The organism is Streptomyces sp. NPDC059816, assembly GCF_042732055.1.
Lineage (GTDB): Bacteria > Actinomycetota > Actinomycetes > Streptomycetales > Streptomycetaceae > Streptomyces.
Map to the genome: position 1 here is coordinate 39,824 of NZ_JBHWIQ010000009.1, position 23,715 is coordinate 63,538.

9 protein-coding genes are annotated in these 23,715 nt (G+C 73.9%); 7 read left to right on the top strand and 2 right to left on the bottom strand.

Annotated elements, in window-relative coordinates; genetic code table 11:
• Nucleotides 1-6: 6 nt before the first annotated feature.
• From ACFV88_RS14300 to ACFV88_RS14325, 6 genes are read left to right on the top strand one after another with little or no spacing between them, the layout of a single operon-like run.
• Nucleotides 7-10,152, top strand: coding sequence for a type I polyketide synthase (locus ACFV88_RS14300; protein ID WP_385490230.1), 10,146 nt, complete (start codon nt 7-9; stop codon nt 10,150-10,152).
• A complete protein-coding gene (locus ACFV88_RS14305; protein WP_385490232.1) occupies nt 10,145-16,366 on the top strand; it encodes a type I polyketide synthase in 6,222 nt (2,073 codons plus the stop codon). The genes ACFV88_RS14300 and ACFV88_RS14305 overlap by 8 nt, the downstream gene beginning before the upstream one ends.
• A gap of 46 nt (nt 16,367-16,412) precedes the next feature.
• Entirely contained in the window at nt 16,413-17,270 is an 858-nt protein-coding gene (locus ACFV88_RS14310; RefSeq protein WP_385490235.1) for a 3-hydroxyacyl-CoA dehydrogenase family protein, read from the top strand.
• 38 nt (nt 17,271-17,308) lie between these two features.
• On the top strand, nt 17,309-17,605 hold the full coding sequence (locus ACFV88_RS14315; RefSeq protein ID WP_385490238.1) for an acyl carrier protein: 297 nt from the start codon (nt 17,309-17,311) through the stop codon (nt 17,603-17,605).
• On the top strand, nt 17,598-18,722 hold the full coding sequence (locus ACFV88_RS14320; protein ID WP_385490241.1) for an acyl-CoA dehydrogenase family protein: 1,125 nt from the start codon (nt 17,598-17,600) through the stop codon (nt 18,720-18,722). The genes ACFV88_RS14315 and ACFV88_RS14320 overlap by 8 nt, the downstream gene beginning before the upstream one ends.
• The gene (locus tag ACFV88_RS14325; protein WP_385490244.1) at nt 18,719-19,822 is read left to right on the top strand and encodes an HAD-IIIC family phosphatase; all 1,104 of its coding nucleotides are present in this window, start codon (nt 18,719-18,721) and stop codon (nt 19,820-19,822) included. The genes ACFV88_RS14320 and ACFV88_RS14325 overlap by 4 nt, the downstream gene beginning before the upstream one ends.
• A 59-nt stretch (nt 19,823-19,881) precedes the next feature.
• Here the strand turns inward: ACFV88_RS14325 and ACFV88_RS14330 are convergent, their stop codons facing one another.
• Nucleotides 19,882-20,559 carry a class I SAM-dependent methyltransferase gene (locus ACFV88_RS14330; RefSeq protein ID WP_385490247.1) on the bottom strand — a complete coding sequence of 226 codons (678 nt, stop codon included), beginning with the start codon at nt 20,557-20,559 and terminating at the stop codon, nt 19,882-19,884.
• Between the two features lie 45 nt (nt 20,560-20,604).
• Nucleotides 20,605-21,843, bottom strand: a complete 1,239-nt coding sequence (gene hemA / locus ACFV88_RS14335; RefSeq protein ID WP_385490610.1) for a 5-aminolevulinate synthase — start codon at nt 21,841-21,843, stop codon at nt 20,605-20,607.
• Between the two features lie 328 nt (nt 21,844-22,171).
• On the opposite strand from hemA, the gene ACFV88_RS14340 reads away from it, so the two are divergent.
• On the top strand, nt 22,172-23,713 hold the full coding sequence (locus tag ACFV88_RS14340; protein WP_385490250.1) for an AMP-binding protein: 1,542 nt from the start codon (nt 22,172-22,174) through the stop codon (nt 23,711-23,713).
• Nucleotides 23,714-23,715 lie beyond the last annotated feature (2 nt).

A 23,715-nucleotide genomic window follows, 5' to 3' on the forward strand; every position in this document is an offset into this window, starting at 1 on the left:
AGCACGGTGAGCGAGCAGAAGCTCCGCGATTACCTCAACCGCGTCACGATCGACCTCCAGCGCACCAAGCGGCAGTTGGCCGAGGCCCGGGCCGCCGCGCAGGAACCGATCGCCGTGGTCTCGATGGCCTGCCGCTTCCCGGGCGGGGTCCGCACCCCGGAGCACCTGTGGGACCTGGTGGCGGCCGGCCGCGACGCGGTGACCCCGGTCCCCGGCGACCGGGGGTGGGACGTCGCGCAGCTCTCGGCCGGAAACGTGCCCTGCCAGGGCGCCTTCCTCGACGGGGCGGCCGACTTCGACCCGGGCTTCTTCGCCGTATCGCCGCACGAGGCGATGGCGATGGACCCCCAGCAACGGCTGCTGCTCACCACCGCGTGGGAGGCCATCGAACGGGGCGGCATCGACCCCGCCGCGCTGCGCGGCAGCGCCACCGGGGTCTACGCCGCCGCCGTCGACCAGGGCTACTCCCAGCTCAGCGGCACCGCTCCGGGCATGGTGCGCAGCTTCGTCACCACCGGCAACTCGATGAGCGTGCTGTCCGGCCGGGTGTCGTACGCGCTCGGTCTGGAGGGCCCGGCCCTCACCGTCGACACGGCGTGTTCGTCCTCGCTGGTCGCGCTGCACCTGGCCGCCCGGGCGCTGCGCGCCGGGGAGTGCACGCTCGCCCTGGCCGGCGGGGTGACCGTGATGGCGCTGCCGCTGGTCTTCTCCGAGTTCAGCCGCCAGGGAGCGATGTCCTTCGACGGCCGCTGCAAGGCGTTCTCGGCGACCGCCGACGGCACTGGCTGGGGCGAAGGGGTCGGCATGCTCCTGTTGGAGCGGCTGACCGACGCCCGCCGCAACGGACACCCCGTGCTGGCCGTGATCCGCGGCTCCGCCCTCAACCAGGACGGCGCCAGCAACGGCCTGACCGCCCCGAACGGTCCCTCGCAGCAGCGGCTCATCCGGGCGGCCCTCGCCGATGCGGGGGTCGGTCCCGCCGACGTGGACGCCGTCGAGGCGCACGGCACCGGCACGACCCTCGGCGACCCCATCGAGGCGGACGCCCTGCTCGCGACCTACGGCCGGGACCGCCCCGCGGACCGGCCGCTGCTGCTGGGTTCGCTGAAGTCCAACATCGGGCACACCCAGGCGGCGGCCGGCGTGGCTGGGGTCATCAAGACGGTGCTGGCCCTGCGTCACGGCGTGCTGCCCCGCACCCTGCATGTCACCGAGCCGACCGGGCACGCCGACTGGTCCGCGGGCGCGGTGGAACTGCTGACGGAGAACCGGCCGTGGCCCCGGACCGGTCGCGCCCGACTCGCCGGCGTCTCCGCCTTCGGCATGAGCGGCACCAACGCCCATCTGATCCTCGAACAGGCACCCGATGCGGAACCGGTCGACCCTGCACCCGGACCGCCCCGACCGCCGGTCGCCGGGTACGTGCTCGCCGGGCGCACCGAGGACGCGCGCTGCGCACAGGCGCTGCGGCTCACCGCCCGACTCGCCGCGGACCCCACGGCGGACCTGGCCGGCATCGGCCACGCGCTGGCCACGACCCGGACCGCGTTCGAACACCGTGCGGTGGTGATCGCCGCCGACCGGGACGAACTCCTCGCCGGGCTGGACGCACTGGGCCGGGGCGTCGCCGCCCCGACGGTGACCACCGGCACTGCGGAACCTGACACCGGCCGGACCGTGATGGTCTTCCCCGGCCAGGGCGCGCAGTGGGAGGGCATGGCCCGGGACCTGCTCACCGAATCACCCGTGTTCGCCGCCGCGATCGCCGAGTGCGAGCAGGCACTGTCCACGGTGGTGGACTGGTCGCTGACCGAGGTGCTGCGGGGCGCACCGGACGCGCCGTCACTGGACCGCGTGGACGTCGTGCAGCCCGCCCTGTTCGCGACGATGGTGTCCCTCGCCGCGCTCTGGCGTTCCTGGGGCGTGGAACCCGACGCGGTCGTGGGCCACAGCCAGGGCGAGATCGCCGCGGCGGTCGTCGCGGGCGCCCTCACACTGGCCGACGGCGCGCAGGTCGTGGCGCTGCGCAGCCGGGCCATCGGCGCCCTCGCCGGCCGGGGCGGCATGGTCTCCCTGGCCCTGCCGCTCGCCCGGGCCGAGGCGACGATCGCGGCGTGGCCGGGCCGGATCTCGGTGGCGGCCGTCAACGGTCCGGCCGCGGTCGTGGTCTCCGGTGACCCCGACGCGTTGACGGACCTGCTGGCGCGCTGCGTCGAACAGGACGTGCGGGCGCGGCGCCTACCCGTCGACTACGCCTCCCACTCGGCGCACGTCGAGTCGATCCGCGAGGAGATCCTGAAGGACCTCGCCGGACTGGCGCCCACCGCGGCCCGGGTGCCGCTGTTCTCCACGCTCACCGGGGACTGGCTCGACACGAGCGGCATGGACGCCGACTACTGGTACCGCAACCTGCGGGGCACCGTACGGTTCGACGACGCGATCCGGAGCCTGGCGCAGACCGGGCACCACGCGTTCGTGGAGGTGTCGCCGCACCCGGTCCTCGCCATGGCGGTCCAGGACGTGTGCGAGGACGCCGGCCTCACCGGTGCCGTGGTCACCGGCACCCTGCGCCGCGACGAGGGCGGCCTGCGCCGGGCCGTCGCCTCCGCAGCCGCACTCTGGTCCGGTGGCGTCCCCGTCGCCTGGGAGACCGCCTTCGACGGGGCGCCCCGTGCGGAGCTGCCGACGTACCCCTTCCAGGAGCGCCGCTACTGGTTGGAGCCCACCGCAGGCGACGGGACCGGCGGCGAACCGCCCACCGCCGACGGCGATTTCTGGGAGCTGGTCGAGCGCGGCGACCCGGCCCCGCTGGCCGATGCGCTCGACGTCGACGCCTCGCCGCTGGCCGAGGTGCTGCCCGCGCTCGGCACCTGGCGCCGGCGGCGCCGCGCGGCCGACACCGTCGACCCCTTGCGCTACCGCATCGCCTGGCACCGGCTCACCGACCCGGTCACGGGACCGCTCACCGGCAGCTGGCTGCTCGCGGTGCCCGCCGACGACCAGCACCACCCGCTCACCCGCTGGACCGTCCGGGCCCTCACGGACCTCGGGGCCGAGGTGCGCACGGTCGTGATCGGTGACGAACTCGTCGACAGCGCCCGGCTGGCCGCCGCGCTCGACACCGGCCCCGCACCCACGGGCGTCCTGTCGCTGCTGGCCCTCGCCGAACACGCCCACCCCGACCATCCGGTGCTGCCCGCCGGCACCGCGCTCACCGTCGCCCTCGTCCAGGCGCTCACCGCCCTCGACTCCACCGCACCCGTGTGGAGCGTGACCAGCGCGGCGGTGACCACCGGCCACGACGACCCGCTGACCGCGCCCCGACAGGCGATGGTCTGGGGCACCGGCCTGGTGGCCGCCCTGGAGCAGCCGCAGCGCTGGGGCGGACTGGTCGACCTGCCGCCGCACCCCGACGACCGGGACCGCGACCTGCTGGGCGCGGTGCTCGCCGGCCCGGGCGACCTCGCAGGCGAGGACCAACTCGCCCTGCGTTCCGGCCGGCTGTACGCACGCCGACTGGTGCACGCACCGCGGCCCCCGCGCACCCCCGCCCGCCCCTGGCGCCCCCGGGGGACCGTCCTCGTCACCGGCGGCACCGGCGCCGTCGGCCCGATCCTCGCCCGCTGGCTCGCCCGGGGCGGCGCCGACCACCTCGTCCTGCCCGGCCGCCGCGGCACCGAAGCGCCCGGCGCGGACGAGCTGGCCGCGGACCTGGCCGCACACGGCGCCCGACTGAGCCTGCCCGTCTGCAACCTCGCCGACCGCGAGGAGGTGGCGCAGCTGCTTGCCGACCTGGAACGCCGGGGCACCCCCGTCACCGCGGTGGTGCACGCCGCCGCGCACATCGCCCTGGCTCCGCTGGCGACCACCCCGCTGACCGCGTTCGCCGGGGTCACGGCGGCCAAGGCCGCCGGCGCCGAACACCTGGACGCCCTGCTCGACCGGGAGTTGGACGCCTTCGTCCTGGTCTCCTCGATCGCCGGGGTGTGGGGCAGCGGCGACCACGGCGCGTACGCCGCCGCCAACGCCTACCTGCACGCACTGGCCCAGCACCGCCGGGGGCGCGGCCTCAGCGCCACCACCGTCGACTGGGGCGTGTGGCGCACCGGGGACGGCCGACCCGGCTCCGACGACGGCACCGACCTGTTCAACCTGGACGAACACGGCCTGCGCCGGATGGACCCGGTCACCGCGGTCGACGCCCTCCAACAGGCCCTCGACGACGACGAGACCGTCATCGCGGTCGCCGACGTCGACTGGGACCGGTTCGCCCCCGTCTTCGCCTCGTCCCGCCCCAGCCCGCTGCTGAGCACCGTCCCGGCCGCGGCCCGCGCCCTCGGCGCCAGCGGCAGCGATGATGAAGACGCCTCTGTGGCAGCCACCGGACTGCGCCGGACCCTGGCCCCGCTGTCGGCGGCCGACCGCACCCGTACGGTCCTCGACCTCGTACGGGCCGAGGCCGCCGCGGTGCTGGGCCACGACTCGGCCGGGGACGTGCTCCCCGGGAAGGCGTTCCAGGAGCTGGGCTTCGCCTCGCTCACCGCCGTCGAACTGCGCAACCGGCTCGCCACCGCCACCGGACTGCGGTTGCCGTCCTCGCTGGTCTTCGACTACCCCACGGCGCACGCACTCGCCGGCCACCTGTTGTCCGAACTGCTCGTCGAGAGCTCCACGGCCGAGGACCCGGCAGCCACGGCCCCGACGGCGTCCGACCCGACGGGCGACCGGGACCCCGTCGCGATCGTCGCCCTGGGCTGCCGCCTGCCCGGGGGGATCGACACCCCCGCGAAGCTGTGGCAGCTGCTCGTCGACGGCGGTGACACCGTCAGCGAACTGCCCACCGACCGGGGATGGCCGGGCGACGAGCTGTACCACCCCGACCCGGACCACCCCGGTACGTCCACCACCCGCCACGGCGGCTTCCTGCACGACGCGGGGGAGTTCGACGCCGAGTTCTTCGGCATCTCACCGCGCGAGGCAGTCGCCATGGACCCGCAGCAACGACTGCTGCTGGAGACCGCCTGGGAGGCCCTGGAACGCACCGGGCTGGACCCGGCGGCCCTGCGCGGCTCCCGCACCGGCGTCTACGTCGGCGTGAACTACGGCGACTACGGCAATGCCGTGGCCCGGTCCGGGCACGGCGACGGACACCTGCTCACCGGCAGCGCCGCCAGCATCGTCTCCGGCCGGGTCGCGTACACCCTCGGCCTGGAGGGGCCCGCCATCACGGTGGACACCGCCTGCTCGTCCTCGCTGGTCGCCCTGCACACCGCAGCCCAGGCCCTGCGCGCCGGGGACTGCACGCTCGCCCTGGTCGGCGGCGTCGCCATCATGTCCACGCCCGGTGCGCTCGTCAGCTTCTCCCGACAGCGGGGCCTCGCCCCGGACGGCCGGTGCAAGGCGTTCGCCGACGCCGCGGACGGCATGGGCATGGGCGAGGGCATCGCCGTACTGGTCGCCGAGCGCCTGTCCGACGCCCGCCGCCACGGGCACCCCGTCCTGGCGGTGCTGCGCGGCTCGGCGATCAACCAGGACGGGGCGAGCAACGGGCTCTCCGCCCCGAACGGGCCCGCGCAACAGCGGGTCATCCGGGCGGCGCTGGCCGATGCGGGCCTGGGGCCCGTCGACGTCGACGCGGTCGAGGCGCACGGCACCGGCACCACCCTCGGCGACCCGATCGAGGCCCAGGCACTGCTCGCGACCTACGGGCAGGGCCGCGCACCGGACCGGCCGCTGTTGATCGGCTCGCTCAAGTCCAACCTCGGTCACACCCAGGCCGCTTCCGGTGTCGCGGGCGTGCTGAAGACCGTGCTCGCGCTCCAGCACGCCCAGGTCCCGCCGACCCTCCACGTGGACCGGCCCACGGGCCAGGTCGACTGGGAGCGGGGCAGCGTCGAACTGGTCCGTGACCTGGTGCCGTGGCCCGAGACCGGGCGGGAGCGCCGCGCGGGCGTCTCCTCCTTCGGCCTCAGCGGTACCAACGTCCACGTGATCCTGGAGCAGGCCCCCGCGACGGACCCCGCCCCGACCCGCGCGGGGCACGATCACGGCCCGCTGCCGTGGGTCCTTTCGGCACGCACCCCCACGGCGCTCGCCGCCCAAGCAGGCCGTCTCGCAGCCCAGTTGGAGCAGGCCGGCCCCGCCGCAGCGGACACCGCCGACATCGCGCACTCGCTCGCCGGACGCACCCCGTTCGCGTACCGCAAGGTTCTGGTCGGCGACCGCGCCGCCCTGGAGGCCGGACTGCGGGCGCTGGCCGCCGACGCCGAGGTGCCCGCCGCCGACCCGGACGGCCGCACGGTGTTCGTCTTCCCCGGCCAGGGCGGGCAATGGCCCGGCATGGCCCGCGAACTGCTCGACGAGTCACCCGAGTTCGCGGCCCGCATGGAGGAGTGCGCCGCGGCCCTGGCCCCGCACGTGTCCTGGTCGCTGCTGGACGTGCTGCGCTCCGGGGAGCCGCTGGAGCGGGTCGACCTCGTCCAGCCGGTCCTGTTCGCCGTGATGGTGTCGCTCGCCGAGCTCTGGCGGGCGCACGGGGTCGTCCCCGACGCCGTGATCGGCCACTCGCAGGGGGAGATCGCCGCGGCCGTGGTCGCCGGCGGCCTGTCGCTCGCGGACGGCGCCCGCGTCGTCGCCCTGCGCTCCGGCGCTCTCGCCGCCCTCGCCGGCACCGGCGGCATGATGTCCGTCGCCCTGCCGCTCGCCCGGGTGGAGAGCCTGCTCGCACCGTACGGGGAACGGCTGTCCGTGGCCGCCGTCAACGGGCCGTCCGCCGTGGTCGTCGCCGGGGAACCCGCCGCCCTCGTCGCATTGTCGGCCGACTGCGACCGCGACGGCGTCCGGGCCCGCCGCATCGACGTGGACTACGCCTCGCACTCGGCCCGGGTGGAGCCGGTGCGCGCGGAACTGCTCGCCGCCCTCGCCCCGATCGAGCCCGGACCCGCCGCGGTGCCGCTGTACTCCACGGTCACCGGTGACCGGATCGACACCACGACGATGACCGCCGACTACTGGTACGAGAACCTGCGCCGCACCGTCGCCTTCGAGTCGACCGTCCGCGCCCTGGCGGCCCGGGGCCGCACCACCTTCCTGGAGATCAGCCCGCACCCGGTGCTGACCACCGCCGTCGCCGACACCGTCGAGGACGCCGGCCACGAGGGCACCGCCCTGGGCACCCTGCGCCGTGACGAGGGCGACCGACGACGCCTGCTGCTCGCCCTCGGTGACGCCTGGGCGAACGGACTGCCCGTGGACTGGACCGGCCTGCTGGCCGGCACCGGCGCCCGACGGATCGAACTGCCCACCTACGCGTTCCAACACCGGCACCACTGGGCGCTGCCGGCACCCGGCGGCGGCCAGGACGTGACCGCCGCCGGCCTGGACGCCACCGAGCACCCGCTGTTGAGCGCGGCGACCGAGGTCGCCGACACCGGGGAACTGTTGCTCAGCGGGCGCATCTCGGTGCGCACCCACCCCTGGCTGGCCGATCACACGGTGTCCGGGACGGTCCTGCTGCCCGGTGCCGCCTTCGTCGAACTGGCCCTGCGCGCCGCCGACGAGGCGGGCTGTGCGCTGGTGGAGGAACTGACCCTGGAGGCGCCGCTGCTGCTGCCCGGCACCGAAGAGGTCCGCATCCAAGTCTGCGTCGGCGCACCCGACGAGCGGGGCGGGCGCACCGTGGACGTGCACGCCCGCCGCGAGGACGCCCTCGACCCCGGGTGGACCCGGCACGCCACCGGCAGCCTCGCCCGGGCGGCCGTTGCCCCGCCCGCCGCCCTGGAGACCTGGCCGCCACCGGGCGCGACCCCCGTCGCCGTCGAGGACCTCTACGCACGGTTCGCCGCGTCCGGTTACGGCTACGGCCCGTCGTTCCGGGGCCTCCACGCTGCCTGGCAGCGCGGCGACGAGATCTTCACGGAGGTCAGGCTCCCCGGCGACGACCCGACGACCCCGGCCTTCGGCATCCACCCCGCGCTGCTCGACGCGACCCTGCACGGCCTGCGGATCGACGCCGACCCGGCCGCGCCCGTGGCGCAGGAGGACACCGCGGAACAGGCCGACGCCGTCCGGCTGCCGTTCTCGTGGACCGCCGTCGGCCTGCACGCCTCCGGCGCCACCGAACTGCGCGTCCGGCTCACCCGCGATCCCGGCGGACAGGTGCGCATCGACGCCGCCGACGGGTACGGGCGGCCCGTCGCCTCCGTCGGCGCTCTGGTGGTCCGTCCCGTCCCGACGGACTCGCTGCGGGCGCCCGTGGCCCCCGCGCACGACTCGCTGTTCCGGGTGGAGTGGACGCCGCTCGCCACCGGCGCCCTGGTGCCCCCCACCGGACGCTGGGTGGGGCTCGGCACCTCCGACCGGCTGCCGGAGACGTACCCGGACCTGGCCGCCCTCACCGCCGCGCTCGACACGGGGACCCCGGTGCCGGACGTGGTGCTCGCCGAGTGCCGCCACCCGGACGACGGACCCGAAGCGGCACGCGCCGCCACGGCCGCCGCCCTGGAACTGGTGCAGCAGTGGCTCGCCGACGACCGGTACGCCGATGCCCGGCTGGTGTTCGTGACCGACGGCGCGGTGGAGGCGTTGCCCGGCGAAGGGGTCCACGACCTCGCGTCCGCCGCGGTGCGCGGGCTGATCCGCTCGGCGCAGTCGGAACACCCGGACCGCTTCGTGCTGGTCGACGCGGCCGACCCGACGGAACTCGTGACGCTGCTGCCCACCGGCATGGCCGCCGAGGAACCCCAACTGGCCGTACGCAAGGGACAGTTGTTGGCCGCGCGGCTGGCGCGGGTGCCGGCGCCCGTCGAACCGGTCACGCTGCCGCTGAACCCGGACGGCACGGTGCTGATCACCGGCGCCGGCGGCGTCCTGGGCTCACTCGTGGCCCGCCACCTCGCCGACCACCACGGCCTGCGCCGCCTGCTGTTGGTCTCCCGGCGGGGCGCCCAGTCCCCCGGGGCGGCCGAACTGCTGGCGGAGTTGGGGACCGCCGCCCGGTTCGCCGCCTGCGACATCGGTGACCGCGCGGCACTGGCGGACCTGCTGGCCACGGTGCCGGACGCGCACCCGCTGACCGCCGTGGTGCACGCGGCGGGCGTGCTCGACGACGGCGTGCTCGAAGCACTGGACCGGCAACGCCTGGACACGGTGCTCCGGCCCAAGATCGACGGAGCCGCCCATCTGCACGAACTGACCCGTGAGCTGCCGCTCGCCGCGTTCGTGCTGTTCTCCTCCGCAGCGGGGATCGTGGGCAACGCCGGCCAGGCCAACTACGCGGCCGGCAACACCTACCTCGACGCCCTCGCCGCCGCCCGCCGCGCACAGGGCCTACCGGCCCAGGCACTCGCCTGGGGACTGTGGGAACAGCGCAGCGAAATGACCGGCGGCCTCGAAGCCGGTGCCCTGCGGCGGATGACGACCGGGGGCGTGGCGGCGTTCTCCGACGCCGAAGGTCTCGAACTGTTCGACGCGGCACTGCGGACCGACGCCCCCGTACTGGTGCCGGTCCGCCTCGGCCTCGGCCGCGGACGCCCCACCGGCGCCGCGGACGTGCCCGCACTGATGCGCGGCCTCGTCCGGGGCGTGGTGCGCCGCAGCGCCCACGCCACGGCGGCCGACCCCGGTGCCGCCGCCGCACTGCGTCGCCGACTGGCCGCGCTGGACCCGGACGGACGCCTGGAGCTCCTGGAGGACCTGGTCAGCGGCACCGCAGCGGAGGTGCTCCAGCACTCCGGAGTCGGCACCGTGGACCCCCAACGGGCCTTCAAGGACCTCGGCTTCGACTCGCTGACCTCGGTGGAGCTGCGCAACCGGCTGGCCGGCGCCACCGGGCTGAGGTTGCCCGCCACCCTGGTGTTCGACCACCCGACGTCCGAGTCCGTCGCGGCCCTGCTGGCCGAACGACTGGTGCCCGGCGCCTTCGGAGTGCCGGCACCGCCCGACGACGACCAGGTGCGCCGACTGCTGGCAACGATCTCCCCGCAACGGCTGCGGGCCGCCGGCCTGTTGGACGCCCTGCTGAACCTCGGGGAGCCGGCGACGGACGCCGCACCCCCCGCACCCCACCCGTCCGGCCCGGACGACACCGCATCGATCAAGGAGATGAACGTGGACGACCTCGTGCGCCTGGCGATGGGGGGCGACCATGGCTGACCGGACCGACAAGGCGTCGGGCACGGCGCCGGCGGAACAGGTCGTCGAGGCCCTCCGCGCGTCCCTGCTCGACAACGCCAAGCTGCGGCAGGACAACCAGCGGCTCACCGAACGCGCCCAGGAACCCGTGGCGATCGTGGCCATGGGCTGCCGGTTCCCCGGCGGAGTGCAGACCCCCGAAGAACTCTGGGACCTCCTGGTCGCCGAACGCGACGCGGTGACCCGCGTCCCCGACGACCGCGGCTGGGAACTGCCGACGGAACCCACGACTCCGGTCGACCCCGCCGACTCCGCCGACCCCGATGCCGCACCCGCCCTGATGGGCGGCTTCCTCCAGGACGCACTGGACTTCGACGCCGCGTTCTTCGGCATCTCCCCGCGCGAAGCGCTCGCCATGGACCCCCAGCAGCGGCTGCTGCTGGAGGTCTGCTGGGAGGCCGTCGAACGCGCCGGCATCGACCCGACGGGCCTGCGCGGCAGCGATACGGCCGTCTACGCCGGAATCATCAACAGCGAGTACAGCACCCGCCTGGGACACACCCCCGAGGACCTGGCGGGCTTCCTCGGCACCGGGAGCATCCCGAGCGTGCTGACCGGCCGCGTCTCGTACGCCCTCGGCCTGGAGGGACCCGCCGTCAGCCTGGACACCGCCTGCTCCTCCTCCCTGGTCGCCATCCACCTGGCCTGCCAGGCGCTGCGCGAGGGCGACACCTCGCTGGCCCTGGCCGGCGGCGTCACCGTCATGTCCGCGCCCGGCCTGTTCGGCGGCTCCCGACGGCAGGGCGGGCTCGCCGGCGACGGCCGCTGCAAGTCGTTCTCCGCGAGCGCCGACGGAGCCGCCTTCGGCGAGGGCGTCGGCGTGGTGCTGCTGGAACGACTCAGCGACGCCCGCCGCCACGGACACCCGGTCCTCGCCGTCATCAAGGGCTCCGCGGTCAATCAGGACGGCGCCAGCAACGGGCTCACCGCCCCCAACGGCCCCGCGCAGCGCAAGGTCATCCGCAAGGCACTGAAGAGCGCGGGACTGCGCCCCGCCGACATCGACGCCCTGGAAGCGCACGGCACCGGCACCGTACTCGGCGACCCCATCGAGGCGCAGGCCGTGCTGGACGTGTACGGGAAGGACCGCCCCGCCGACCGGCCCCTGCTCATGGGCTCGCTCAAGTCCAACCTCACGCACACCCAGGCGGCGGCCGGCGTCGGCGGCGTCATCAAGACGGTGCTCGCCCTGCGCCACGACCTGCTGCCCCGGTCCCTGCACATCGACCGCCCGACGAGCCAGGTCGACTGGAGCCAGGGCCAGGTCTCCCTGCTCACCGAGGCCACCACCTGGCCCGCGTCGGACCGCCCCCGCCGGGCCGCGGTCTCCTCCTTCGGCGCCAGCGGCACCAACGCCCATCTGATCCTGGAAGCGGCCCCCGAGGAGCCGCCCGCGGAGCCGACCGGACCCCGGCAGGACACCCCGGTCGCCTGGACGCTGTCCGCGCGCACCCCGACGGCGCTGCGCGCCCAGGCCGCCCGGTTGCACGCCCGGGTGCTCGCCTCACCCGGGACGCACCCGGCGGACATCGGCCTGTCCCTGGCCCTCGGACGGTCCCGGTTCGCCGAGCGCGCCGTCGTCGTCGGCACCGGCCGCACCCCGCTGCTCGACGGACTCGCCGCCCTCTCCCGCGAGGAGCCCGTACCCTCCGTCATCACCGGGACCGCCCCGGCGAAGGCGGCCAAGCCCGTGTTCGTCTTCCCCGGCCTCGGCGCCGAGTGGCCCGGCATGGCCCGCGAACTGCTCGACACCTCACCGGCGTTCGCCGCCCGCATGGCCGACTGCGAGCGCGCCCTCGCCGCCCACCTCGACTGGTCCCCGATCGCCGTGGTGCGCCAGGAGCCCGGCGCCCCGTCGATCGACGACGTCGAGACCCTGCAACCGGTGCTCTTCTCCGTCCTGGTGTCCCTGGCGGCGGTCTGGCAGGCCCACGGGGTCACCCCCGCTGCCGTCGTCGGACACAGCCAGGGCGAGGTCGCCGCGGCCTGCGTCGCCGGCATCCTCACCCTGGAGGACGCGGCCTCGATCGCCGTGCACCGCAGCCGCGCCCTCGCGGCCGTGACCCGGGGCGGCGCCATGGCCACCGTGCTGCTGTCCGCCCCGGAGGCCGAGGAGATGATCGCCCCGTACGACGGTCGGCTGTCGATCGCCGCGGTCAACGGCCCCCGCGTGGTCGTGCTGGCGGGCGAGGCCACCGCGATGGACGAGTTCACCCGCGCCGACGACCTGATGGTGTTCCGCACCCCCGTCGACTACGCCCCGCACTCCGCCGCCGTGGACCGGGTGCGCCAGGACCTGTTGACGGGGCTCGCCCATGTGCGCCCACGGCCCGGCACCGTCCCCCTGATGTCCACCGTGGACGCCGAATGGGCCGAGCCCACCGCGCTCGACACCCACTACTGGTTCCGCAACCTGCGGCACACCGTGCGCTTCCACGAGGCGACCCAACAACTCTTCGACGCCGGGCACCGCACCTTCGTCGAGGTCAGCCCGCACCCGGTGCTCACGTTCAACCTCCAGGACGCCGCCGCCGACGCGGAGTTGGCCGACTTCACCGTGGTGGAGACGCTGCGCCGCGACGACGCCGGTCCCGAGCGGTTGCTGACCTCCCTCGCCCACGCCCACGTCGCCGGGATGCGGGTGGACTGGGCACCCGCGTTCGAGGGCACCGGCGCCCGCCGCGTCGACCTGCCCACCTACGCCTTCCAACGCCAGCGGTACTGGCTGGACGCCACCCGCGCCGGCGGCGACCCCGCCTCCATGGGACAGGCCGACCCCGGCCACCCGCTGCTGAGCGCCGCAGTGGAACTGCCCGGCAGCGGCAGCACCGTCTTCACCGGCCGACTCTCGCTCGCGGACCACCCGTGGCTCGCCGACCACGCCGTGCGCGGGGCCGCCCTGCTGCCCGGCGTCGCCTACGTCGAGATGACGGCCCACGTGGGCGCCCGACTCGGCTGCGACCTCATCGAGGAACTCACCCTCTCCGCACCGCTGGTGCTGCCCGACGACGACGCCGGCGTGCAACTGCGGCTGACCGCCGGGGCACCCGACCACGCCGGCAAGCGCACCGTGGAGATCCACTCACGGCCCGCGAGCGCCGTCGAGTGGACGAACCACGGCAGCGGCCTGCTGGCTCCCTCCGGGGCGCTGCCCCCGATGCCGACCGCCGCCGCCTGGCCGCCGCCCGGCGCCGAACAGATGCGCATCGGCGCCCTGTACGGCATCCTCCAGGACCGGGGCGTCGAGTACGGCCCCGCCTTCCGCGGCCTGCGCACCGCCTGGTCCCGCGGAGACGAGGTCTTCGCCGAGGTGACGCTGCCGGACGGAGCCGCCGGCGACTTCCCACTGCACCCGGCGCTGCTGGACGCCTGCCTCCACACCGTCAGCCTGCGCCAGGCCGGCGTGGGCCGCGACGCGGAGCAACAACCCGGAGCCACCGGCGTACCCCTGCCCTTCTCCTGGCAACAGGTGCGCCTGTGGTCCGGGGCCCGTGCCGGGCAGACCCTGCGCGTCACCCTCAGCCCCACCGGCCCCGAGGACGTCGCGCTGCACGTGAGTGACGAGGACGGCCGCCCGGTCGCCACCGTCGCCACCCTCGCCATGCGCACCACCTCGTTCGACGTACTGAGCCCCGCCACCGACGCCCTCCACCGAGTGGAATGGACCACGTCGACCACCGCCACCGCCGCCGCCGGCCCGATCGTGCGCTGGTCGCTACTCGGCCCGCCCGACGAACGACTGGTGCCGCCCGGCGCCGCCACCGAAGCGTCCGGCGACGACTTCGCCGGCCTCGACGCGGTGCTGTTGCCCTGCCCACCCGACGGACCGGCCGGCCCCGAGGCCGTGCACACGGCCACCACCGCCGTCCTGGAACAGCTGAACACCTGGCTGCGACGTCCCCCGACCGGCTGCCCGCCCCTGGTGGTGCTCACCCGCGGCGCGGTCGACCTGGCGAACGAACCCCTCGACGTGGCCGGCGCGGCCGTACACGGACTGGTGCGCTCCGCCCAGCAGGAGCACCCGGGCCGGATCGTGCTGCTGGACACCGACGACCCGCGCACCACGGCCGACTCGCTGTCCGCGGTGCTGGCCAGCGGCGAGCCCGAAGTGGCGCTGCGGGCCGGCCGGCTGCACGTGCCCCGGCTGCGCCGCACCCCGGCCGGCGACACACCGACCGACGCCTTCGACGGCACCGGAACCGTGGTGCTGACCGGCGGCGGCGAACTCGGCGGCATCCTGGCCCGGCACCTCGTCACCCGGCACGGCGTACGCCGTCTGCTGCTGCTCAGCCGGCGCGGCCCCGCGGCCCCCGGCGTGGACGAACTGATCGCCGAACTGGCCGCGTCCGGGGCCCTGGTCACCGCCGCGACCTGCGACGTCACCGATCGGGCCGCCCTGGACCTGGCCCTGGCCACGGTCCCGGCCGAACACCCGGTGACCGGCGTCGTGCACACCGCCGGAGTCATCGACGACGGGCTGCTCGCCGACCTCACGGCCGAACGCCTCGCGGGCGTCCTCGGGCCCAAGGTCGACGGGACCTGGCACCTGCACGAAGCGACCGCCGCACTGCCGCTGCGCGCGTTCGTGGTGTACACCTCGGTGGCCGGCCTGTTCGGCGGCCCGGGACAAGCCGCCTACACCGCCGCGAACGTCGCCGCCGACGCGATCGTGACCCTGCGGCACCGCGCCGGACTGCCCGCCAAGTCGCTCGCCTGGGGCCTGTGGGAGCAGCGCAGCGGCCTCACCGCCGACCTGTCGGACGCCGATCTGAACCGCATGGGCCGCAGCGGTGTGCGCGCCCTGTCGGCGACGGCGGGCACCGACCTGTTCGACGCGGCGCTGACCGTGCCCGACCCGGTGCTGGCGCCCGTCGCCCTGGACGTCAGCGCGTTCCGCGACGGCCCGGTGCCGCACCTGCTGCGCGCCCTGGTCCGCAGCACCGGCCCGGAACGCCCCGCAGCGGACCCGCAGTTGCGGGACCGGCTGCTCGCCGCGAACCCCGACGAGCAGTACGACCTCCTCCTGGAAGCCGTACGGGTCCACTCCGCACAGGTCCTCGGCCACGCCGACGCCGAGAGCGCCGGACTCGACGCCGAGGACGCCTTCCTCTCCGTCGGGTTCGACTCGCTGACCGCGCTGGAACTTCGCCACCGGCTCGCCGCGGCCACCGGCCTGAACCTGCTGCCGACCGTGGTGTTCTCCAGCGGCACGCCCGCCAAGCTCGCCGAACTGGTCCGCACCGAATGGGCCACCGCGGCGGCGGCCGCACCGCCCGCGCCCACCGCCGAGCCGGGCACCCCCGGACCGCCCCCGGCACCGGTCGCGGCCCGCTCCGACGACGACCCCGTCAGCACCCTGTTCCGGCAGCTGTGCCGCCGCGGCAAGTCCGACGAGGCGATCGACCTGCTCAAGAACACCTCCGCGCTGCGCCCGGAGTTCCACACTCCCGCTGAGCTGCGCTCCAGCGAGGAACCCCCGTCGCTGTTGCGGATCAACACCCACGACGAGGCGCCCGAGTTGGTGTGCTTCGGCTCCGTCGTCGCACTCGGCGGCGGCCACCAGTACGCCCGGTTCGTCAACCGGTTCCGGGGCACCTACGGTTCCAGCACCCTGTCCGCCCCCGGGTTCCTGCCCGGCCAACGGCTCCCGTCGTCCATGGCGCCGATGCTGGCCTACCAGGCGGAGGAGATCATCGAACGCCTCGGCCGGGACCGTCGCCTGGTCCTGCTGGGCTCCTCCTCCGGCGGCACCGTCGCCCACGGCGTCGCCGCCGAACTCGAAGCCCGCGGGGTGCAGCCGGCCGCGGTGGTCCTGCTCGACACGTACCTGTCGAGCAACAAGGCCATGACGCAGTTCAACGACGTGCTGCTGAGCGGCATGTTCGACCGCGAGGACCAAGCGGTACCGATGGACGGCACCCGACTCACCGCGATGGGCAAGTACTTCCGCATCCTCGACGACTACACGCCCCCGGAGGTGGCCGCCCCCGTCCTGCTGGTGCGCGCCTCCAACCCGCTCGGCGAGTCGGCGCCCACCGTCGGCGACTGGCGGTCGAGCTGGCCGGGCGCCCACACCGTCCTCGACGTCCCCGGCGACCACTTCTCGATGATGGAACAGCACGCGGACACGACCGCCGCCACCGTCTCCGACTGGCTCGCCGCCCTCCTCTCCTGACCACCCCCCTCCTGAGCACCCCTCAACGGAAGGACCCCGTCCCCTCATGGACACAGAAACCGCCGAGCACCGCCTCGCCGTGCTCGGCGCGGGCGTCATGGGCGTCGGCATCACCACGCTGGCCCTGCTCCGCGGCCTGCCCGTGCTGCTCGTCGACGTCGACGAACCGGTGCTGGAGCGCGCCCGGGACCAGATCGCCGGCGAACTGCGGATGGCGCAGCTGATGGGTCGGCTCGCCGCCGACACGGCGACCGGCCCGCTCACCACCGCGACGACCCTCGCCGGCGCCGCCGACGCGACCCTCGTCATCGAGGCCACCACCGAGGACCTCGGCGTCAAGACGAAGGTCCTCGCCGAGGTGTCCGCACTGACCCGCCCCGGCACCCCGCTGGTCTCCAACACCTCGTCCATCCCGATCGACGAACTCGCGGGTGTCGCCCAGCGGCCCGGCGAGGTGGTGGGCACCCACTTCATGAACCCGCCGTACCTGATCAGGACGGTGGAGGTGATCCGCGGCGTGCGGACCGCCGAGGCCACCATGGAGTCGCTGGCGGGCACGCTCGCCGCCCTGGGCCAGGAGCCGATCGTCGTCAGGGACGCGCCGGGCTTCGTCACCAGCCGGGTGCTGCACCCGATGATCAACGACGCGGCGCGGATCGTGCAGGAGGGGACCGCGGACGTCGAAGCCGTCGACACACTCATGGAGAACTGCCTGGGCCACCGGACCGGCCCGCTGCGCACCGCCGACCTGATCGGCATCGACAACCTCGTCGACTCGCTCCAGGTGCTCTTCGAGCGCACCGGCGACGAGGGCTGCCGCCCCTGTGACCTGCTCCTGGAGAAGGTCCGCCAGGGCCACCACGGCCGCAAGTCGGGCCGCGGCTTCTACACCTACACCCACTGAACACGCACCACCACCATCCGATGCGAGGAGACACCCCGATGGACACCACCGACAACGCACCCGACCAGAGCACGGACGGCGGCGCGGTGCGCAAGGAGGTCATCGGCTTCCTGACGGCGCAGACCAAGCGGAGTTGGGAGCCGGACGTGGACCTGTTCGCCACGGGCGGGTTGTCCTCCCTGTTCGCCATGCAACTGGTCCTGCACCTGGAGAAGACGTACGACATCTCGATCCGCGGCGCGGACCTGCGCCTGGACAACTTCCGCACCGTCGACACCATGGTGGCGCTGGTGCACCGACTGCGCGGCACGGAAACGGGGACCGGCGGTGAGTGAGGCGCTGGACGCGGCACGGGACGTGGTCACCGGCCTCGTCGGGGACCAGGCCGAGGAGTGGGACCGCACGGGCGAACTGCCCCGCCAGACGCTCCGCAAGCTCAGCGCCGGCGGCTGGCTTTGCCCGGTCGTGCCCGCCGAGGACGGCGGACTGGGCTGGAGCAGCGCCCAGGACGGCGAGTTCACCGCGCACGTCGGCAGCCTCTGCTCCTCGCTGCGCAGCATCATGACCTCCCAGGGCATGGCCGCCTGGACGATCACCCGGCTGGGCGACGCGCGTCAGCGCACCGCCCTGCTGGGTCGGCTCACCGGCGGGGAACTGGCCGCGGTGGCGTTCAGCGAGCCGCAGGCGGGCAGCGACCTGTCGGCCATCGACACCCGCATCGTGCGCGACGGCGACACCGTCGTGGTCGACGGCCGCAAGACCTGGACGACAGGGGCGGCCTACGCCGACTTCGTGGTGGTGTTCGGGCTGCTCGACGACGGCGGGGCGGGCGCGGTCGTCGTGCCCACCGACGCGCCCGGCGTCACGGTGGAACGCATCGCCGCCCCGCTGGGGTGCCGCGCCGCCGGACACGCGGACGTGCGCATGACCGGGGTGCGGCTGCCGGCGGAGAACCTGCTCGGCGGCGGCGGCCAGTTCCTGCCGCTGCTGGTGACCACCGCACTCGCGTATGGGCGGATGTCGGTCGCCTGGGGCTGCGTCGGCATCCTGCGCGCGTGCCTGGCCGCTGCCGGGTCGCACGCGCGGACCCGCGAACAGTTCGGTCAGCCGCTCGGCAGCCACCAACTGGTGGCCGGGCACCTGGCCGACCTGCTCGTCGCCGAGCAGGCCGCGAGCCGGGCCTGTGAGTACGCCAGCCGCTGCTGGGACGAGAGTTCTCCGGACCAGGTCGTCGCCACCGTGCTGGCCAAGCACACCAGCGCGACGAACGCGGCGCACGGCGCGGCCCTGGCGGTACAGGTGCTGGCCTCGGCCGGCACCCGGGACGGGCACGTCGTGGCGCGCGCCTACCGCGACGCCAAGTGCATGGAGATCATCGAGGGCAGCAACGAGATGAGCCGGCTGCTGTTGGCCGACCACGTGCTGTCCGGAGCCCGGGAGGGGGGACGTTGAGCGAGCAGACGGCACCGACCGTCGTCAAGTGCCTGGTGTGGGACCTCGACAACACGCTCTGGCAGGGGACCCTGCTGGAGGACGGCGAGGTACGGCTCACCGACGAGATCCGCGCGGTGATCGTCGAGTTGGACGCGCGGGGCATCCTCCAGTCGGTCAGCAGCCGCAACGACCACGACCTGGCCTGGCCGCGGCTCGAAGCCCTGGGCGTCGCGGAGTACTTCGTGCTGCCGGAGATAGGGTGGGGCAACAAGTCGGACGCGATCCGCCGGATCGCCGAGCAGCTCAACTTCGCGCCCGGCACCATCGCGTTCATCGACGACCAGCACACCGAGCGGGCCGAGGTCGAGTTCCACCTCCCGCAGGTGCGCACCTATCCGGCCGATGCGGCCCCGAAGCTGACCGAACTGCCGGAGTTCAGACCGCCGTTCAGCACGGTCGACTCCCGGCGGCGGCGGGACATGTACCAGGCGGGCTTCCGACGCGACGCCGAACGGGCCGACTACTCGGGCCCCGACGAGGACTTCCTGCGCTCGCTGGAACTGGTCATGCGGATCGACCGGGCGACCGAGGACGAACTCTCCCGCGTGGAGGAACTCACCCTGCGCACCAGTCAGATGAACGCGACCGGGGTGCACTACGCGGACGAGACGCTCCGCGGGCTGCTGGCGGACCCCGACCACGAGGTGCTGGTGGCCTCGCTCACCGACCGGTTCGGCCCGCACGGGGCGGTCGGCGTCATCCTCGTGGAGAAGCATCCGCAGGTGTGGCACCTGCGCCTGCTCGCCACCTCCTGCCGGGTGGTCTCCTTCGGCGCCGGCTCCACCCTGCTCGCCTGGCTCGCGGGCCAGGCGGCCCGGGCGGGGGTGCACTTCCTCGCGGACTTCCGGCCCACCGACCGCAACCGGATGATGGAGGTGGCGTACCGCTTCGCCGGCTTCGACGACACGGAGTGCACCTGCCGCGAGGCACTCGCCCCGCCGGCGGTCGAGACCGTGCAACGGCTGCACCTGGTGCCGACCGCATGGGGCGGTTCGACGACCGTCCGGCTCGACGCCCCGGAGCTGGTTGCCGACAGTGCCGCCCCGGCCGCCCACTGACGGAAAGCCGAAGGCCGCCGCACCGGGAACGGTGCGGCGGCCACCTCATCACGCTTCGCTCACTCGGGCCGGCGGCGCACCAGGGTGATGCCGTCGGCCACGGCGAGCATGCTGACGTCCACCCGCTCGTCACCGTGCAGCCGGGCGTTGAGCTCGCGGACGGCCTCGGTGTCGGGGTCCTGCGCCGACGGATCGACGACCCGACCGAAGAAGAGGGTGTTGTCCACGACGATCAGCCCGCCCGGACGCACCAGCGTCAGACAGAGTTCGTAGTACTCCGGGTACCCCGTCTTGTCCGCGTCGACGAACACCAGGTCGAAGGCGCCGGGGCCGTCCGGTCCGTCCTCGGCCCGCAGCTTCGCCAGCGTCTCCCGAGCGTCGCCGATGCGCAGGTCGATCCGGTCCGCGACGCCGGCCCGCTCCCAGTAGGGAGCCCCGATGGAGGGCCAACGGTCGGTGATGTCGCAGGTCACCACCCGGCCGTCGGCGGGCAGCGCCCGGGCCAGGCAGAGCGTGCTGTACCCGGTGAACGTCCCGATCTCCAAGACGGCGCGGGCGTTCACCAGTCGGGCCAGCAGGGACAGCAACTGCCCCTCTTCGGGGGGCACCTGCATGGCCACCCCACCGGGGAGGCCGGCGGTCTCCTCGCGGAGCTCGCGCAGCAGCGGGTCCTCGCGTACGGACACCTCACGCACGTACGCGGCGAGGCGCGGGGTGACGGCGATCTGATCAGCCACGATGGTCCTTCGTTGTCGATCGGTGCGCGGATGCGCGGGTGCCCGTCAGGAGGCGGCGGAGACGGCGGCCAGGCCGGAGCGGCGCTGGTCCAGCTCCTGCCAGATGCCGTCGAGCGCCTCGACGAAGGCCCGGACCTCGTCGGTGGAGTGCACCGCGCTCGGCGCGATGCGCAGGATCTCACGGCCCTCGCGGACGCTGGGCGCGTTGATGGCCTGGACGTAGATGCCGTGCCGCTCCAGCAGCAGGTCGGAGATGCGCCGGCTGGTCGCGTCATCGCCGACCAGGACGGAGACGATGTGCGACTCGTCGGACAGGAAGGGTATGCGGCGCTGCTTCAACAACCGGTGCAGCAGCGTCGCGTTCTCGCTCAACCGGCCGCGTTCCTCGTCCGAGACGCGCAGATGACGCACCGCGGCGAGGCTGCCCGCGACCACCGCGGGCGGTAGGGCCGTGGTGAAGATGAAGGAGCGGGAGAGCCTGCGGACGACGTCGATGAGGTCCGCAGGACCGGCGATGTAACCGCCCGTCGTACCGAAGCCCTTGGCGAGCGTCCCCATGATGACGGTGAACCGGTCGGCGAGACCGAGGCCGGCCGCTATCCCGGCACCCTGCGGACCGTACATGCCGACCGCGTGCACCTCGTCCAGGAACGTCATCGCGCCGTGGCGCTTCGCGATGGCGGCGATCTCGGAGAGCGGCGCCACATCGCCGTCCATGGAGTACACGGACTCCGTGACGATCATCTTGGGCCGGTCCGGATCGGCCGCGGACACCAGCTCTTCGAGGTGCGCGGCATCGTTGTGCCGGAAGATCCGCTTCTCGGCGCCGCTGTGCCGCAGACCGTCGATGATCGAGGCGTGGTTCTTCTCGTCGGAGAAGACCAGACAGCCCTCGATCTGCCCCGCCAACACGGACAACGCGCCCTCGTTGGCGGTGTATCCGGAGGTGAAAAGCAGCGCCTCGTCCTTCGCGTGGAGCTCCGCGAGCTCCCGCTCCAACAGGACGTGTTGCCCGTTCGTGCCCCCGATGTTCCGTGAGCCGCCAGCTCCGGCCCCCGACGCGCCCAACGTGTCGCGCATCGCGGTCAGTACGGCGGGATGCTGCCCCATACCCAGGTAGTCATTGCTGCACCACACACTGATGTCGGCGGGGTTCCGCGGGCGGCTGCTCACGGCCGCCGGGAAACGCCCGGCGATCCGGTCGACCTCCAGGAAATCGCGTTTCGGCCCGGCGGAGTCCAGGGCCGTGTGCAGCTTTTGCAGGGCGTCGAGGTAATGAGACATGACGTCGACCCGTTCTCTGGAATTCATGACGATGAGGCGGCAGCGTTCCGCGGCCGTGGGCGGCGGAGCGTGGTGCGGTGTGTGCACGACTCGAATCCGTCATGCTCGCGGCAGCCCCGTGCGCGGGAACGTAAAACGTACTCATGTCGCTGGGAAGGAGCGTTCCGGATGGCAATTCTCGCGGCGTCGAATATCATCCCGATGGCGTCTCGATGACTTCCTCGAATTGTTCGCGATACATGTGCCGGGGCCTCGTGGATTCATTCTCTTCACATTGTCCGCACGGTATGCTCTGCGGGATTCCGCCATGGGAGGGGACGAATTCACCATGCCCGCGAACCATACGTACGTCGGTGAGATCCTCGGGGTCCTCGACGCCGAACCCGGCAAACCCGTCCTCACCTGGCGCGATGTGACGCTCACCGCACGGCAGTTCACCGGTGCCGTCCGGGCCGCCGCCGCGGTGCTGCACCGGTGTACCGGCGGTCGGCCCGACCTCGTGGTCGGCGTGCTCACCGTGACCAACACCCCGGCCACCCTGATCCTGCGGTACGCCGCGAACCTCGTCGGAGCCACGGTGGTGCACCTGCACACCACCAACGCGGTCGACCCCAGCGACCGGATCGGCCTCGACGCCGCCCGCCGGATCGTGGAGGAGACCCGGGTGACGGTGCTGGCCGTCGACGCGAACAACCTGGAACGGGCCCGTGAGGTGCGCGACGGCGTACTCACTCCGGTCGACATGGTGGCACTCGGCGACCTCGGCCCGGACGTCACCGACCTCACCGCGGGCGACCCGGCGTTCGACGCCTCGGCCGTGACCGTCGCCCCGTCCGCCGACGCCGTCGTCACCTACACCAGCGGCACCACGGGCAAACCGAAGGGCATCGTGGTCAGCTTCGGCACCCGCAGGGGATTCATCACCGGCGGCCTCCAACAGGCGTGGCCCGCCGTCTACCTCGCCACCCTGCCGATGAGCCACTCCAGCGGACAGGCCGCCGACGACACGCTCGCCTCCGGCGGCACGGTGGTCCTGCACGACGGCTTCGACGCCGGCAAGGTGCTCGCCGCCGTCCCGCACCACCGGATCACCCGCCTCCTGGTGTCGCCGCCACAGCTGTACCTCCTGCTCGACCACCCCGACGTCGACCGCGCCGACCTGTCCAGCATCACCGTCCTCAGCTACACCGGAGCCCCGTCCTCACCGGAGCGCCTGGCCCGCGCGGCGAAACGGTTCGGACCGGTGCTCATGCAGATATACGGCACCAGCGAAGCCGCCGCCATCACCCTGCTGACCCCGTTCGAACACTCCGATCCGGCGCTGCTGACCACCGCCGGACGCCCGCTCTTCACCCAGCTGCGCATCCGCGACGAACAGGACACCCGGGACCTGCCCACCGGCGAGACCGGGGAGATCCTCGTCCGGTCGCCGTTCGCGATGACCCGCTACGTCGGCGACGCGGAGCTCACCGCCCGGACCCTGCGCGACGGCTGGCTCCACACCGGCGACCTGGGCTCCCTCGACGCCCGCGGCTACCTCACCATCCGCGGCCGACGCTCCGAAACGGTGAAGACCGGCGGCATCAAGGTCTACCCGACCAACGTGGAACGGGTCCTCCTCGCCCACCCGGGCATCGCCCAGGCCGCGGTCTTCGCGGTGGTGGACGGCGACCGGATCGAGCACCTGCACGCGGCGGTCGCCCTCCGGAACGCCCACACCCCCGTCACCGAGGAAGAGCTGAAGGCCAGGATCGGCGCGGAGCTCTCCGCCCCGCACGTCCCCGAGCGCATCCACCTGCGCCCCACGCTGCCGTTGACCGCGGTCGGCAAGCCCGACAAGGCCCGGCTGGCCGCGGAAACGGGTCGCTGAGC